Origin of the sequence: Streptomyces sp. CB02058 (genome assembly GCF_001905505.1) — a bacterium.
Taxonomy (GTDB): Bacteria; Actinomycetota; Actinomycetes; order Streptomycetales; family Streptomycetaceae; genus Streptomyces.
In genome coordinates, this window is record NZ_LIPG01000001.1 from 1,253,021 (window position 1) to 1,267,062 (window position 14,042).

14 protein-coding genes and 1 riboswitch are annotated in these 14,042 nt (G+C 70.8%); of the genes, 5 read left to right on the forward strand and 9 right to left on the reverse strand.

The genetic code is table 11. The features are described 5' to 3' along the window. Window positions 1–24 precede the first annotated feature (24 nt). The 3 genes from AMK10_RS05830 to AMK10_RS05840 all read right to left on the reverse strand — a co-directional run bounded on the left by AMK10_RS05830 (window position 25) and on the right by AMK10_RS05840 (window position 2,563). Window positions 25–993 carry an ABC transporter permease subunit gene (locus tag AMK10_RS05830; RefSeq protein WP_073745407.1) on the reverse strand — a complete coding sequence of 323 codons (969 nt, stop codon included), beginning with the start codon at window positions 991–993 and terminating at the stop codon, window positions 25–27. Next, window positions 990–1,934 carry an ABC transporter ATP-binding protein gene (locus AMK10_RS05835; protein WP_073745409.1) on the reverse strand — a complete coding sequence of 315 codons (945 nt, stop codon included), beginning with the start codon at window positions 1,932–1,934 and terminating at the stop codon, window positions 990–992. The genes AMK10_RS05830 and AMK10_RS05835 overlap by 4 nt, the downstream gene beginning before the upstream one ends. Window positions 1,935–2,089: 155 nt before the next feature. Then, window positions 2,090–2,563: a carboxymuconolactone decarboxylase family protein gene (locus AMK10_RS05840; protein ID WP_073745411.1), complete on the reverse strand. Its 474-nt coding sequence runs from the start codon at window positions 2,561–2,563 to the stop codon at window positions 2,090–2,092. Between the two features lie 399 nt (window positions 2,564–2,962). Between AMK10_RS05840 and AMK10_RS05845 the strand changes: the two genes are divergently transcribed. Next, window positions 2,963–3,802: a hypothetical protein gene (locus AMK10_RS05845; protein ID WP_073745413.1), complete on the forward strand. Its 840-nt coding sequence runs from the start codon at window positions 2,963–2,965 to the stop codon at window positions 3,800–3,802. 348 nt (window positions 3,803–4,150) lie between these two features. Here AMK10_RS05845 and AMK10_RS05850 read toward each other — a convergent pair whose 3' ends face one another. The 6 genes from AMK10_RS05850 to gcvT all read right to left on the reverse strand — a co-directional run bounded on the left by AMK10_RS05850 (window position 4,151) and on the right by gcvT (window position 9,459). Next, window positions 4,151–4,543, reverse strand: a complete 393-nt coding sequence (locus tag AMK10_RS05850; RefSeq protein WP_073745415.1) for a type II toxin-antitoxin system VapC family toxin — start codon at window positions 4,541–4,543, stop codon at window positions 4,151–4,153. After that, on the reverse strand, window positions 4,540–4,794 hold the full coding sequence (locus AMK10_RS05855) for a hypothetical protein (RefSeq protein WP_073745417.1): 255 nt from the start codon (window positions 4,792–4,794) through the stop codon (window positions 4,540–4,542). The genes AMK10_RS05850 and AMK10_RS05855 overlap by 4 nt, the downstream gene beginning before the upstream one ends. Window positions 4,795–5,045: 251 nt before the next feature. Beyond that, window positions 5,046–6,431, reverse strand: a complete 1,386-nt coding sequence (locus AMK10_RS05860) for an L-serine ammonia-lyase (protein WP_073745419.1) — start codon at window positions 6,429–6,431, stop codon at window positions 5,046–5,048. 154 nt (window positions 6,432–6,585) lie between these two features. Next, window positions 6,586–7,845, reverse strand: a complete 1,260-nt coding sequence (gene glyA / locus AMK10_RS05865; RefSeq protein ID WP_073745421.1) for a serine hydroxymethyltransferase — start codon at window positions 7,843–7,845, stop codon at window positions 6,586–6,588. 18 nt (window positions 7,846–7,863) lie between these two features. Further along, window positions 7,864–8,241 (reverse strand): glycine cleavage system protein GcvH, encoded by a 378-nt coding sequence (gene gcvH, locus AMK10_RS05870; protein ID WP_073745423.1) that lies wholly within the window; start codon window positions 8,239–8,241, stop codon window positions 7,864–7,866. A 90-nt stretch (window positions 8,242–8,331) separates the two neighbouring features. After that, window positions 8,332–9,459 carry a glycine cleavage system aminomethyltransferase GcvT gene (gcvT, locus tag AMK10_RS05875; RefSeq protein ID WP_073745425.1) on the reverse strand — a complete coding sequence of 376 codons (1,128 nt, stop codon included), beginning with the start codon at window positions 9,457–9,459 and terminating at the stop codon, window positions 8,332–8,334. Between the two features lie 167 nt (window positions 9,460–9,626). After that, a riboswitch (glycine riboswitch) is annotated at window positions 9,627–9,724 on the reverse strand. Window positions 9,725–9,896: 172 nt separating this feature from the next. Here gcvT and AMK10_RS05880 point away from each other — a divergent pair. The 4 genes from AMK10_RS05880 to AMK10_RS05895 all read left to right on the forward strand — a co-directional run bounded on the left by AMK10_RS05880 (window position 9,897) and on the right by AMK10_RS05895 (window position 14,015). Further along, window positions 9,897–10,586: an AAA family ATPase gene (locus AMK10_RS05880; protein ID WP_073745427.1), complete on the forward strand. Its 690-nt coding sequence runs from the start codon at window positions 9,897–9,899 to the stop codon at window positions 10,584–10,586. A gap of 219 nt (window positions 10,587–10,805) precedes the next feature. After that, a complete protein-coding gene (locus tag AMK10_RS05885) occupies window positions 10,806–11,582 on the forward strand; it encodes an enhanced serine sensitivity protein SseB (RefSeq protein ID WP_073745429.1) in 777 nt (258 codons plus the stop codon). 234 nt (window positions 11,583–11,816) lie between these two features. Then, the gene (locus tag AMK10_RS05890; protein WP_073745431.1) at window positions 11,817–12,569 is read left to right on the forward strand and encodes an enhanced serine sensitivity protein SseB C-terminal domain-containing protein; all 753 of its coding nucleotides are present in this window, start codon (window positions 11,817–11,819) and stop codon (window positions 12,567–12,569) included. A 453-nt stretch (window positions 12,570–13,022) separates the two neighbouring features. Continuing rightward, entirely contained in the window at window positions 13,023–14,015 is a 993-nt protein-coding gene (locus AMK10_RS05895; RefSeq protein ID WP_073745433.1) for an ABC transporter permease, read from the forward strand. Window positions 14,016–14,042 lie beyond the last annotated feature (27 nt).

Consider the following 14,042-nt stretch of genomic DNA (forward strand, 5'->3'; position numbering starts at 1 on the left):
TTACGTAGAGATCGTGAGCCGGTCCTACAGTGGCCGCCGGGAGGCCCACCACAGGGCGAACGCGGTCAGCGCCACGGTGCCGGCCAGCAGGATTCCGGCGCCCGCCCACTGCATGCCCGCCATCTGGTCGAACTCGAGGAACTCGACGACGTTGTCGACGATGCCCTTCTCCGCGATGCAGGCGTTCGTGGCCTTCTCGGTCTGCTCGGCGCAGGACCCCCAGCCGAACAGACGGCCGTCGGCGCTCCCGAACCAGCGGTCCACCTCGTACGCGTCGTCGAGACGGGCGGGGAACTCGCCGTCCAGCGGGTACCGGAGCGTGCGGGTCGGGGCCAGATGGTCCCGGAACATGCCCCAGACGGTCTGCGTGGCCACGGCGAAGAAGAACGTGACGACCATCGAGGCGAGAACCCGGCGCAGCAGGAGCCCGATCGTGACACCGGCCGCGGTGAGGAACAGGGCGAGCGCGGGGAGGACGGGGCCCGTGGTGTCGAAGGCCGAGGGGTCCATCCAGATGTCGGGCATGACCGAGTGGTAGGGCCGGTACCACCAGGTGAAGACCGCGGAGAGCGCCGAGCAGGCCACCAGCGTGATCAGGTAGCACCAGCCGAGCTTCGCGATCAGCCAGCGGCGGCGCGTCACGGACTGCGTGGTGACGAGCTGCGCGGTGCCCTGCTCCTGGTCGGCGGCGATCAGCGGAGCGCCGATGAACACCGCGATGACGCCGGGCAGCAGCCCGAGCAGCGTCGTGAGACTGCCGTAGGCGTCGTCCACGACAGGGAGCGGCACCGTCCTCTCCGGCCAGCCCCCGGCCTCCAGCAGATCGATCATCCGGCCGCGCTGGAGGACGATCCAGACCGAACCGAGCACCGTCAGGGCCAGGAGGCCGCCGAACGCGGCCCGGTGCTGGCGCAGCACCAGCCAGGTCAGTCCGTGCAGCATCCTCGGGCGGGTGGTGCGTGTGGTCTGCGCGGCGGTCACGGTGGTGTTCATGCGGTCCTGGTCCCCTCGGTCCCGTACTGCGCTCCCGGCGTGTACAGCACGGGTGCGTCCGGCGAGCGCAGATGCGCGAGCAGCACTTCCTCCAGGCTGGGTTCGGACACCTGCCAGTCCCCGGAGAGCGGGCCGCCGGGCCGTACCATCGCCTGGAACTGCCGTCCCTGCACCCGGCTCTCGATCACCGTGTGAGCGGCGAGAGCGGCGGGCAGCCCGCCGTCCTGGACCACTCCGGTGACCAGGGAGTGCGCGGGGACCAGCGCGTCGGCGTCACCGGCCATGCGGACCCGGCCGTCGGCGACGACCAGCAGGTAGTCGCACATGTCCTCCAGCTCGGTGAGCATGTGCGAGGACATCACCACGGTCGTCCCGTGCTCGACGGCCTCCGCCATCAGCAGGGTGCTCATCTCGTCCCTTGCCAGCGGGTCGAGATCCGCCATCGGCTCGTCGAGCAGCAGCAGATCGGGCCGCTTGCCGAAGGCGAGTGCCAGGGCGACCCGGGTGCGCTGGCCGCCGGAGAGCGTGCCCACCGCGGCGTGCTCCGGCACGTTCCCCGCGCGCACGATCCGCTCCGCGGCCCCGGCGTCCCAGCCGGGGTTGAGCTCGCTGCCCATGCGCAGCGTCTCACCCACGGTGAACCGCTTGAACAACGGCTTGTCCTGCCCGAGGAAGGCGAACCTCGGCATCACCGCGGGGTCGCTCACCGGCACCCCGAAGACCCGGAGTTCGCCCTCCGACGGGTCCACCTGACGGGACGCGATGCCCAGCAGGGTGCTCTTCCCCGCCCCGTTGGGTCCTACGAGCCCGCAGATCCGGCCGGCCGGCAGCCGGAAGGAACAGTCGCGCAGCGCCCAGCCGCGCCGGTAGCGCTTCCCCAGACCGCGGGCCTCCAGGGCCCATGCGCTCGGGCCCCCGCCCGGAATGCTCGTTTCCGTCACGCGTCTCGCCTCAATTCCATTAGTCAATTAATGGAATCATGGTCATGCGTGGACATGCCTGTCAAGCACGGCTCCCCGGGGCCCACGGCCTTGGCCGCGAACCCCGGGGAGCCGGGTGCCTCCGTCCCCGGCCGGAATCCCGGCCGGACCGCCCGTCAGCCGAACTGGCCGGGCTGGTAGTCGCCCGCGGGCTGCTGGACGATGACGTTCATGCGGTTGTAGGCGTTGATGAGCGCGATGAGGCCGACCAGGGCGGCGAGCTGGTCCTCGTCGTAGTGTTCGGCGGCCTCGGCCCAGACCTCGTCCGTGACGCCACCGGCGGCGTCGGCGATCCGGGTGCCCTGTTCGGCCAGCGCCAGGGCGGCGCGCTCGGCGTCCGTGAACACCGTGGCCTCGCGCCAGACCGCGATCAGATTCAGGCGCGTCGGGGTCTCACCGGCCTTGGTGGCGTCCTTCGTGTGCATGTCGGTGCAGAATCCGCAGCCGTTGATTTGGCTCGCGCGGATCTTCACCAGTTCCTGCGTGGTGGCCGGCAGTCCCGAGTCCGCGAGCACCTTGCCGGCCGAGTTGATGTGCCGCAGGAACTGGCCGGAGAGGGGGCTGGCGAAGAGGTTCAGGCGAGCGTTCATGGTGTACTCCCGTGCCGTCGTCGTTGCTGCTTACACCCCTTCGACGGAATGGATGCCCGCGGATGTGACACGGCGCCGATGTGACGTACGCCTCCCTGCGGGGAGCGGGGAGCGGGGAGCGGGGAGCGGGGCGGCGCGCACCTGCTGGTGCACCGGCAGCCGCAGCTCCGCCGGCGGGCGCCCGGCAGATCGTGACGGTGGGTGCTGCGTCCACCGCGACCGGCCCCGGCCGTCTGCTGACCGGACCAATGCGAGCTCCGGCACCGGGCCTCCTTCGAACAGCTCTGGCAGAGTCGACGGGGCAGGGGTCCGAGGCCGACGGCGCCCCGAATCTCAGCGGTCCGAGGAGATGCCATGAGCGAAGCGGGAGACGGAGCCGGTCACCGCCCTCCCGCCCGCATGAGACAGCCCGGGCAGCGCGCCGAGGGCGCCGGACCGTTCACGACACGGCTCACCTGGCAGCCCTCCGGCGGCGGGAGCGTGGTCTGGGAGTCCCGGCCCGCCCGGCGGCGCGGAATCATCACGGTCCACCCACCCGGGGCGGCCACCCGTCACGCCAGGGCCGACGGCATCGCCCTCGCCCGGCTGCGCAGGCTCAACGCGATCGCCGCGACCGTCTTCGTCCTCGGCGGACTGCTCTTCGCCGCCGGAGCCGCCGTCGCCCAGTTCGGCTCCGGTGACGGCACCACCGCCGCGTCGGTCTACTTCGCGGGCGGCCTGTGCTTCAACGCCGGCGGCTATGTGTCGCTGCTCCAGGTGATCAACGCGCCTCGCCATGTGCCAGGGGGCGAAGGCGCCCTGGTCACCCGGCGCTGGCGCTGGTGGAGCTACGAGCCGGGGCGGGCCGACTGGCTGAGCACGTTCATCCTGTTCGCCGGGACCCTGGTGTTCGGCGTCAACCTGCTCGACTCCTTCCTGCAAGGTCTGAGCGTGCAGCAGATCAACCGGCTGATCTGGACGCCCGACATGATCGGCTGCGTGCTCTTCCTGATCTCCGGGCACCTAGCCGTCGTCGAGATCTGCCACGGCCGGCCGCGCCTGCTGCCGAGGGAGCTGGGCTGGTGGATCGTCGCCGTGAACCAGCTCGGCTCCGTCCTCTTCATGGTCTCGGCACTCGCCGCGTACACCCGCCCGGCCACCGGCAGCCTGAGCAACGCCGACATCGCCAACTGGGGCACCCTCGCCGGCGCGCTCTGCTTCTCCGCCGGCGGTCTCCTCCAGTTCTTCGAACGGCCGTGACCTTTCCTCCTCCGGGAGGCCCGCCCGCCCGTGCCGCGCACCCCCGGCATCGGCATCAGCCCGCGGCCGGACGCCCTGCGCCGCTTCACGACCGCGCGCCGGTACCTCTACGGGGGCACCCCCGGGCGGTGACACGAGCCGCGTGGGACCCCGGGCGCCGGGCGGCCTCACGCGGGCTCCGGGGAGCGTCCGTGCGTACGGGCGTCAGCCGTGCGGGCCGGACCCCTCAAGCACTCGAGGTGATGACGGTCGAGCCGGCGTCTGGTCGGCCGAGGAGGGCTACTGCCCGAGGCCTTCCGAGCAGCGCTCTGATTCGCACAAGAGGTGGGTCGAGTCATGGCCTCGCGGTCAGACCTTGATGACGCGGATGCTGGGACCGCAGAGCATCAGGAGGTCTTCGGGGTCCGATGTCAGGACGGTCGCTGGGGCCGGCGAGGTGAGTGCGGTGGCGGCCACGACGGCGTCGAGGGCGTACTTGTGGCCGTGCAGTCCGGTCGCGGCCAGGAGCTTGCTCGCATGGCGGGCGATGGCTTCGGTGGGCGGGATGATGTTCACGCGGGAGACTGTGTAGTCGAAGCGGGCCTGGTTGACCCTGGGGTCGCGTGCTTCGACGAGGGTGACGGAGCTGGTGACGACGCGGATGTCTTCGGCTTCGGCCGCGGCCAGCCACTCGGTGATCTCGGGCGTGCGTCGCACCAGTTCGGACAGGCCTTCGCAGTCCAGGACGAGCGTGCCGCTCACGCGGCGTCGCCGCGGAGAATGGCGCGTTTGGCGTCGACCGCTGCCTGATCGACCGGGCCGTGTTCGGTTTCCGCGTCTTCGATGAGCTCGCGCAGCCGGTCCCGTTCCAGTTGGCGCTGGATGAGGGTCTCGACGTAGGCGGACATGCCTCGTTTGCCCGTACGTGCCTTGAGGGCGGCGATGGTGCCTTCGTGGAGGGAGACCGATACGGGCCGGACGGGTCCTTCGCCGGGCGCCTGGGAGGTAGCCATGGGGCCGAGTTTAACAAAACTCTTGTTATTGGATGAGGGTGATTCTCCGAGCGGGTGTGCCGGAGGGACATCCACAGCTGCGCGGGTGTCGCGAACTTCCAGGTCAAGCGCCCATCGGTGCGGGATTCGTCAGGACTTTTCAGGGACTTTCGCGTCTGTCCCAGGGCCGATCCAGGGACTTTCTGCCGTGCAAGCAGGGAAGGCCCTGACAGCGCTGAAAGATACAAACGCACTGGTCAGGGCCCATTCGCCTAGCACTCGATGATGTTCACCGCGAGCCCGCCGCGGGCCGTCTCCTTGTACTTCACGGACATGTCCGCGCCCGTCTCCTTCATGGTCTTGATGACCTTGTCCAGGGAGACCTTGTGGCTGCCGTCGCCGCGCAGCGCCATCTTCGCCGCCGTGACCGCCTTGACCGCGGCCATGCCGTTGCGCTCGATGCAGGGGATCTGGACGAGGCCGCCGACCGGGTCGCAGGTGAGGCCCAGGTTGTGCTCCATGCCGATCTCCGCGGCGTTCTCCACCTGCTCCGGGGAGCCGCCCAGGACCTCGGCGAGGGCGCCGGCCGCCATGGAGCAGGCGGAGCCGACCTCGCCCTGGCAGCCGACCTCGGCGCCCGAGATGGAGGCGTTCTCCTTGAAGAGCATGCCGATGGCTCCGGCGGCCAGCAGGAAGCGGACCACGCTGTCGTCCTTCTCGGCCTCGGTGCAGCCGCCCGCCGCGAAGTTCATCCAGTAGTGCAGGACCGCCGGGATGATGCCCGCCGCGCCGTTGGTCGGGGCGGTGACGACGCGGCCTCCGGCGGCGTTCTCCTCGTTGACCGCCATCGCGTAGAGGGTGATCCACTCCATGGCGTGCGTCTGGGGGTCGCCCTCCGCGCGCAGCTGCCGGGCGGAGTTCGCCGCGCGGCGGCGGACCTTCAGGCCGCCGGGCAGGATGCCCTCGCGGGACATGCCCCGGGCGATGCAGGCCTGCATGACGCGCCAGATCTCCAGGAGGCCGTCCCTGATCTCGGACTCGGTGCGCCAGGCCTTCTCGTTCTCCAGCATGAGCGAGGAGATGGACAGGCCGGTCTCGCGGGCGAGCCGCAGCAGCTCGTCGCCGGTGCGGAAGGGGTGCTTCAGGACGGTGTCGTCCGGGACGATCGGGTTCTCGCCGGCCACCGCGTCCTCGTCGACGACGAAGCCGCCGCCCACCGAGTAGTACGTCTTCTCCAGGAGCGGGGCGCCGTCCCGGTCGTACGCGAGGATCGTCATCCCGTTCGCGTGGTACGGCAGGGCCTTGCGGCGGTGCAGGACCAGCTGCTCGTCGGCGTCGAAGGGGATCTCGTGCATGCCGAGCAGGCTGATGCGCTCCGAGGAGCGGATCTCCTCGACACGGGTGTCGGCGCCCTCGACGTCGACGGTGCGGGGCGACTCGCCCTCCAGGCCGAGCAGCACCGCCTTGGGGGTGCCGTGGCCGTGGCCGGTCGCACCGAGCGATCCGTACAGCTCGGCCCTCACCGAAGCGGTGTGGGCCAGCAGGCCCTCGTTCTTGAGGCGGCGGGCGAACATGCGTGCCGCGCGCATCGGGCCGACCGTGTGGGAGCTGGAGGGGCCGATGCCGACCGAGAAGAGGTCGAAGACCGAGAGGGCCACGGGGGGTACTCCTAAGGCGTTGGTGGACGACGTTGTCCGCCGGGGGCGCGGGACGGGCCGGTGGGCCCGGGAGCGCGGGGCAAAGGGGTGGGGGCACCGCGCACACATGTTCAGTGTGCGCGGTGCCCCCACCCGGCGTGCAAATCGCGGGTGACTACTTGACGCCGGGGTACAGCGGGAACTTCTCGGCCAGCGCGACGACGCGGGCCTTGAGGGCGTCGGCGTCGTAGGCGGGCTTCAGCGCGGCCGCGATGATCTCGGCGACCTCGGTGAAGTCCTCGGCCTGGAAGCCACGGGTGGCCAGGGCCGGCGTGCCGATGCGCAGACCCGAGGTGACCATCGGGGGCCGCGGGTCGTTCGGGATGGCGTTCCGGTTGACCGTGATGCCCAGCTCGTGGAGCCGGTCCTCGGCCTGCTGGCCGTCCAGCTCGGAGTTGCGCAGGTCGACCAGGACCAGGTGGACGTCCGTACCGCCGGAGAGGACGGATACGCCCGCCTCGGTGACGTCCGGCTGCACCAGGCGCTCGGCGAGGATGCGGGCGCCGTCCAGGGTGCGCTGCTGGCGCTCCTTGAACTCCTCGGTCGCCGCGACCTTGAAGGAGACGGCCTTGGCCGCGATGACGTGCTCCAGCGGGCCGCCCTGCTGACCGGGGAAGACCGCCGAGTTGATCTTCTTGGCGAGCTCCTGCGTCGACAGGATGACGCCACCGCGCGGACCGCCCAGGGTCTTGTGCGTGGTGGTCGTGACGACGTGGGCGTGCGGCACCGGGTTGGGGTGCAGCCCCGCGGCGACCAGGCCCGCGAAGTGCGCCATGTCGACCATCAGATACGCGCCGACCTCGTCCGCGATGCGGCGGAAGGCGGCGAAGTCCAGCTGGCGGGGGTAGGCGGACCAGCCGGCGACGATCAGCTTCGGCTTGGACTCCTTGGCGAGGCGCTCGACCTCGGCCATGTCCACGACACCGGTGTCGTCGACGTGGTACGGGACCACGTTGTAGAGCTTGCCGGAGAAGTTGATCTTCATACCGTGGGTCAGGTGACCGCCGTGGGCCAGGTTCAGGCCCATGATCGTGTCGCCCGGCTTGAGCAGCGCGAACATCGCGGCGGCGTTGGCCTGCGCACCCGAGTGGGGCTGCACGTTCGCGGCCTCGGCACCGAAGAGCGCCTTGATGCGGTCGATCGCGATCTGCTCGACCACGTCGACGTGCTCACAGCCGCCGTAGTAGCGGCGGCCGGGGTAGCCCTCGGCGTACTTGTTGGTCAGGACGGAGCCCTGCGCCTCCATGACCGCGACCGGAGCGAAGTTCTCCGAGGCGATCATCTCGAGGGTGGACTGCTGACGGTGGAGCTCGGCGTCGACGGCGGCGGCGACGTCCGGGTCCAGCTCGTGGAGGGAGGAGTTGAGAAGCGACATCAGGTGGTCCCTTGGGTCTCAGTTGCCGGAGAACGCGGTGTACTCGTCCACGGAGAGAAGGTCCTTCGGCTCCTCCGTGACGCGCACCTTGAACAGCCAGCCGCCCTCGAAGGGGGCGGAGTTCACCAGCGACGGGTCGTCCACGACGTCCTGGTTCGCCGCGGTCACCTCGCCGGTCACCGGCGAGTACAGGTCGCTGACCGACTTGGTCGACTCCAGCTCACCGCAGGTCTCGCCCGCGGTCACCGTGGCACCGACCTCCGGGAGCTGGGCGTAGACGACGTCGCCGAGCGCGTTGGCCGCGTACTCGGTGATCCCGACCGTCGCGACACCGTCCTCGGCGGCCGACAGCCACTCGTGCTCCTTGCTGTACCGCAGCTGCTGGGGGTTGCTCATGACCTGAATTCTCCTGTACGCGGGGGAGTGCTGATGAACGGTGGTCTTACGGTGTGAGACACGACTGCGTCACGTGTGCGGCGGTCCGTGTCACTTGCGGCGCTTGTAGAAGGGCAGTGCCACGACCTCGTACGGCTCGTGCGTGCCCCGGATGTCCACGCCGACACCCACGGTGCCGGGCGCGGCGTGCGCCGCGTCCACGTACGCCATGGCGATCGGCTTGCCCAGGGTGGGCGACGGCGCGCCGGAGGTGACCTCGCCGATGACCTCGCCGTCGGCCATGACCTTGAAGCCGGCGCGCGGGACCCTGCGGCCCTCGGCGACCAGGCCGACGAGCTTGCGGGGCGGGGCGGTCTCCGCGCGCTCCGCGGCGGCGGCCAGCGCCTCGCGGCCGACGAAGTCGCCCTCCTTCTCGAACTTCACGACCCTGCCCAGGCCCGCGTCGAACGGCGTCAGCGCGGTGGTCAGCTCGTGCCCGTACAGCGGCATGCCCGCCTCCAGGCGGAGCGTGTCCCGGCAGGAGAGGCCGCAGGGGATCAGGCCGTACGGCGCGCCGGCCTCGGTGAGGGCATTCCACAGCTGCTCGGCGTGGCCGGGGGCCACGAAGAGCTCGAAGCCGTCCTCGCCGGTGTAGCCGGTACGGGCGATGAGGGCGGGTACACCGGCGACCGTGCCGGGGAGGCCCGCGTAGTACTTCAGTCCGTCCAGGTCGGCGTCGGTGACCGACTTCAGTACGGCGGGGGAGTCGGGGCCCTGGACGGCGATCAGCGCGTACGCGTCGCGGTCGTCCCGCACCTCGGCGTCGAAGGCCCCGGCGCGCTCGGTGAGCGTGTCCAGGACGAGCTGGGCGTTGCCCGCGTTGGCGACCACCATGTACTCGGTGTCGGCCAGGCGGTAGACGATCAGGTCGTCCAGGATCCCGCCGTCCTCCGCGACGATCATCGTGTAGCGGGCCCGGCCCACGCCGACGGTCGCGATGTTGCCGACCAGCGCGTGGTTCAGGAAGGCGACGGCCTGCGGTCCGGTGACGGTGATCTCGCCCATGTGCGACAGGTCGAAGAGTCCGGCCCGGGTGCGTACGGCGTTGTGCTCGTCGCGCTCGCTGGCGTACCGCAGGGGCATGTCCCAGCCGGCGAAATCGGTCATGGTGGCGCCCAGGGAGCGATGCAGGGCATCGAGGGCGGTCAGACGGGGGGCGGCGCTCGGGGCAGTGCTCATGGACATGGCTCCAGGGCATGACGACAGGGGGTGGTTCCCTCCCCATCTGTCATCGGAACCTGAGAGGTTCGCCGAGAGCCCCTGAAAGGGTCCTGGAGGGGGCATCCCCTTCAGGGTCGGCTTGCACCTTGGGTGGAGCCGCGAAGCGGCCCGCTTTTCAGATCTGCCTCATCCACGCGGTACGGGGCCTGAGAGATTCAAGGGAGGAACTTGCTCCTTCGGCGCCCGGTGCACACGGTGACCGGGACTCTCCCGCGCGGATTCAAACGGCCGGTATGCAGTTGGCGGGGCCATCATCGCACGCATTGGGGGAGAGTGGGGCGTCCCGGTCCGCACCCGCCACGACGGCGACACGTGCGGCCGGAACCGCTTGTGCCGCATTACCCTTTCTTTACACTTCTTGGGCAGGTCAGTGGGTGACTCGGCAGGGGGAGGCGATGACGTTGCAGCGCTACGCGACGAGCGCGGGGGCCGCACACGGTGCGATGCCCCAGCAGGCGGGCGCGCCGGCCCGGGAGGTGCTCGGCGGGCAGGCCCCGCTGGTGCGTGATCTCCGGGGCACGGGCGGACAGGGCCCGCGCAGTCTCGACTTCGGTCCGGGCGACGTGGTCGTGGTCTCCGGGCTGCCGGGCAGCGGGAAGTCCACGCTGATCCGGCGGGCGGTCCAGGAGCACGCGATCGACTCCCAGGACACCCGGGACCGCTGGGCCGCCGCCCTGCCCGGCTTACTCCCGTACGCCCTCTACCGCCCGCTGGTGCGCGCCGCGCACTACGCCGGGCTCCGGCGGACCCTGCGCTCGGGCGCGTCCGTCGTCGTCCACGACTGCGGCACACAGGCCTGGGTGCGGCGCTGGCTGGCGCGCGAGGCCGCGCGCCGCGGCAGCACCCTGCACCTCGTCCTCCTCGACGTCACGCCCGAGGTGGCCAGGCGGGGACAGCGGGAGCGCGGCCGGGGCGTCACCGGTTACGCCTTCGCCCGGCACCGCCGCGCGGTGGGCAGGCTGCTGCGCGAGACCGAGAGCGGTCTGCTGCCGCCCGGGTGCGCCTCGGCGGTGCTGATCGACCGCGAGACGGCCGGGACCATCACCCGCATCTCGTTCCCCGACGCGCGACCGGGGCAGGAGTAGTACGGAGGGCCCGGGGAGCGCCCGTCCGGGGACCCGGAACAGCGGGTTCCGGGGCGTCACCGTTCGCATACGCACAGTTCGCGACGGTCCGGCCGGCTGTCCGGAATCTGGACGGTACGGCGGAGCGGCGCGGGCCCCCTGCCTGCGGCGCTGCCCCACGGCCGCGAGCCGGTCTAAGGTTTCTGCCGCACAGCATGGCGAGAAAGGGACACAGACACCGTGGACATTCCGGCCCAGGCACAGGCCCCGACGCATCCGTCGCACGGATGGCCGGCCAACGAGCTCGAAGAAGTGCTCAGCGCCTCGCTCGGCGTCCCCGGGGCGGGCGGACGGCTGGTCGAGGTGCTCGGCCGCAGCCAGATCTGGGTGCCCCTCCCCAACGGCGGCGGCCCCGACAGCCCCGACCTCGATCTGCCGACGATCGAGCTGGAGGGCGGCGCCTACGTCCCCGTGTTCAGTTCCGAGGGGCAGTTCCTCCAGTGCGTCGGCTCCCATGTCTCCTTCACCATCGCGCCCGCGCGCGAGTTCGCCCGCGGACTGCCCCCGCAGCTCGGCATGGCCGTCAACCCGGGCGGCGCCGTCGGCGTCCCCCTGCCTCCGCCCGCCGTCGCCGAACTCTGCCGGGCCGGCCGCACCCCGCTGGACGGCCCCGCGAGCGGCGGCCGCGTGCGGCTGTACGAGCCGGACTGGAAGGAGGACCCGGTCGACTTCCTCTCCGCCGTGGCCGCCGAGTTCCAGGCGACGGGCGTGGTGAGCACCGCCCGCAGGACGCTGGCCAGCATCGAGGGCGACAGCCCCGTCCTCTTCGTCGGCGTCGAGTTCGCCACCTGGGACGGCGCGGGGCAGAGCGCCCCGATGGAGGCGCTGGGCCGTGCGCTGGGCCACGTCCAGGTGCCCTGGCCGGTCAATCTCGTCCTGCTGGACGTGGCACAGGACCCGGTCGGCGACTGGATGCTGGAAAAAGTACGCCCGTTCTACCGGCGCGAGGGTCACTGACAGCGCAGTGCCCGCCGCCACGTGGCGTCAAGACGGTGTCAGGGGCGGCGCATAAGCTGGTTGGATGACGAGGCCGCCCCGTGTGCCCGGGAGCGGGACGACAGCACCGCGAAGCATGCGTCAACAGCGGATCGAACGAGGGGCGGGACCAGGGTGAGTGCGTCAGGCACGGGGGCGGCCGACGGGGTCTCCCCCGCTCGGGCGGGGGCGGGAGCCGGGGGACAGGTCGAGCACATGCTGCGCCAGGTGACCCCCGGCCGCCTCGACGCGTACGAGGCGCTGCTGCGCTCCCTGGCGGACGGCCAGGTCTGGATGCTGCTCTGGCACGGCACGGCGGGTTCGCCCGACGCCCAGTACGGCAACATGGAGGTCGACGGCCTGGGTTACGCCCCGTGCGTGACCTCCGCGCAGGAGCTCTCGGCGAGCGGCTGGAACCGGGCGCACGAGGTGACCACCGGCCGCGACATCGCCCGCGCCCTGTTCCCCGACCGCTGGGGCATCTGGCTCAACCCGCACGCGCCCGGCGGCGGCGTCGGCATCCCCTGGCTGGACCTGCGGCGCATCGCCACCGGACTCGACCGGATGCCCGCCGGGCCGCTGCGGCTCACCGAACCCGCCATCGAGCTCCCGCAGTTCTACGCCCTGCTGTCGCAGAACGCCCACCGCACGCCCGCCGTCCGCGCGCTGCGCCGCGCCTGGGTGCAGCCCGCCCTCGGTGTCCCGTATCTCGCGATCGGGCTCGACCTCTACGACACCGGACGCCCCTCCGTCGACGCGGTCCGCGCGATGATGCAGCAGTCGATCGGCGTGGTCCCCGACGGGCTCCCCGTCTCCACGGTCTCGATGTCCGACGAGTACGACCCGGTCGCGATGTGGCTGCAGGCCAACTCCCGGCCCTTCTACGACCGCGAGGCGCACGCCCCGGCGCCCGCCGCCCAGGGCTACGGCTACCCGCCCGCCACCGGTTCCGCTCCGTACGCCTACTGACCGGCCGTCCGCCGTTCCCGGTGGCCGTCCGCGAGCGTCCGGGACCGCCGCCGGATGTATGTGCCGGACGTGTGCGGGCGTGTGCGGGAAGCGTGCCGATCGGCTGACGACGGCCCCGGCCGTACGGCCAATTGATCACCTGATCAACGCTGTTGGGCGTCATGTCCGTTATCGCGGAATAGTGACCGAGAGGTCCGCTCAGTGAGCACGGCTGTCCGGATAACGGAAGCCCCTTGGCAGCATCACGTTTGAGCAAACATTCACCGTCAGGTCTGGCGGGTGATCGCAAAGTGGTTGAAGACTCCACACAGCAGGTGGTCCATGCCCGGCGCATCCCTCTTTCAAACAGGGTCCGTTCGGCTGCACATCGCCACATGTGTCACATTTCGTAAGAGCCGCTACCGCGGCGGTCACAGGCCGGCCATCCGCCGGCCGAGAGGGGTCTCCAGCGCAATGACGGCACCGATCGAGACCACCGGGGCGGACGCGCGGCCCGAAACGGTGCTGGAAGGCGCCGGGCGCAAGGAGATCGAGGGCCGCTCGCTCGGCCGGATCGCCTGGACCCGCTTCAAGCGGGACAAGGCCGCGATGGCCGGTGGCATCGTTGTCGTGCTGCTGATCCTGATCGCCATCCTGTCCAAGCCGCTCCAGTCGCTGCTCGGGCTCGACCCCAACGCGTTCAACCAGAGCCTCGTCGACCCCGTCATGCTGGCGCCCAAGGGTGCCCTGGGCGGGATGAGTTGGGACCACCCGCTCGGCGTCGAACCGCAGACCGGACGCGACATCCTGGCGCGCATCCTCGAAGGCTCCTGGGTCTCCCTCGTCGTCGCCGTCGGCTCCACGCTGCTCTCGGTGGTCATCGGCGTCGTCATGGGTGTCGTGGCCGGGTTCTACGGCGGCTGGGTCGACAGCTTCATCAGCCGTCTGATGGACACCTTCCTGGCCTTCCCGCTGCTGCTCTTCGCGATCTCCATCTCCGCCTCCCTGCAGGGCAACGCCTTCGGGCTGGAAGGGCTCACGCTGCGGATCGCGGTCCTCATCTTCGTGATCGGCTTCTTCAGCTGGCCCTACATCGGCCGCATCGTCCGCGCCCAGACCCTGTCGCTGCGCGAGCGCGAGTTCGTCGAGGCCGCCAGGTCGCTCGGCGCCCGCGGCCCGTTCATCCTCTTCCGCGAGCTGCTGCCGAACCTGATCGCGCCGATCCTCGTCTACTCGACGCTGCTGATCCCCACGAACATCCTCTTCGAGGCCTCCCTGTCGTTCCTCGGCGTCGGCATCGCGCCGCCGCAGGCGTCCTGGGGCGGCATGCTCACCCAGGCGGTCGACCTCTACGAGGTGGACCCGATGTTCATGGTCATCCCCGGCATGGCGATCTTCATCACCGTGCTGGCCTTCAATCTGCTGGGGGACGGGCTGCGTGACGCACTCGACCCTCGTGGCAAGTAATCGCGGCAGGCAGTGCCGCACCGGACT

Bases quoted from the DNA above. Each gene is read 5' to 3' on its own strand.
- AMK10_RS05830 (WP_073745407.1), bottom strand. From the start codon at position 993: ATGAACACCACCGTGACCGCCGCGCAGACCACACGCACCACCCGCCCG.
- AMK10_RS05840 (WP_073745411.1), bottom strand. From the start codon at position 2,563: ATGAACGCTCGCCTGAACCTCTTCGCCAGCCCCCTCTCCGGCCAGTTC.
- AMK10_RS05845 (WP_073745413.1), top strand. From the start codon at position 2,963: ATGAGACAGCCCGGGCAGCGCGCCGAGGGCGCCGGACCGTTCACGACA.
- AMK10_RS05855 (WP_073745417.1), bottom strand. From the start codon at position 4,794: ATGGCTACCTCCCAGGCGCCCGGCGAAGGACCCGTCCGGCCCGTATCG.
- glyA (WP_073745421.1), bottom strand. From the start codon at position 7,845: ATGTCGCTTCTCAACTCCTCCCTCCACGAGCTGGACCCGGACGTCGCC.
- gcvH (WP_073745423.1), bottom strand. From the start codon at position 8,241: ATGAGCAACCCCCAGCAGCTGCGGTACAGCAAGGAGCACGAGTGGCTG.
- gcvT (WP_073745425.1), bottom strand. From the start codon at position 9,459: ATGAGCACTGCCCCGAGCGCCGCCCCCCGTCTGACCGCCCTCGATGCC.
- AMK10_RS05880 (WP_073745427.1), top strand. From the start codon at position 9,897: ATGACGTTGCAGCGCTACGCGACGAGCGCGGGGGCCGCACACGGTGCG.
- AMK10_RS05890 (WP_073745431.1), top strand. From the start codon at position 11,817: ATGCTGCGCCAGGTGACCCCCGGCCGCCTCGACGCGTACGAGGCGCTG.
- AMK10_RS05895 (WP_073745433.1), top strand. From the start codon at position 13,023: ATGACGGCACCGATCGAGACCACCGGGGCGGACGCGCGGCCCGAAACG.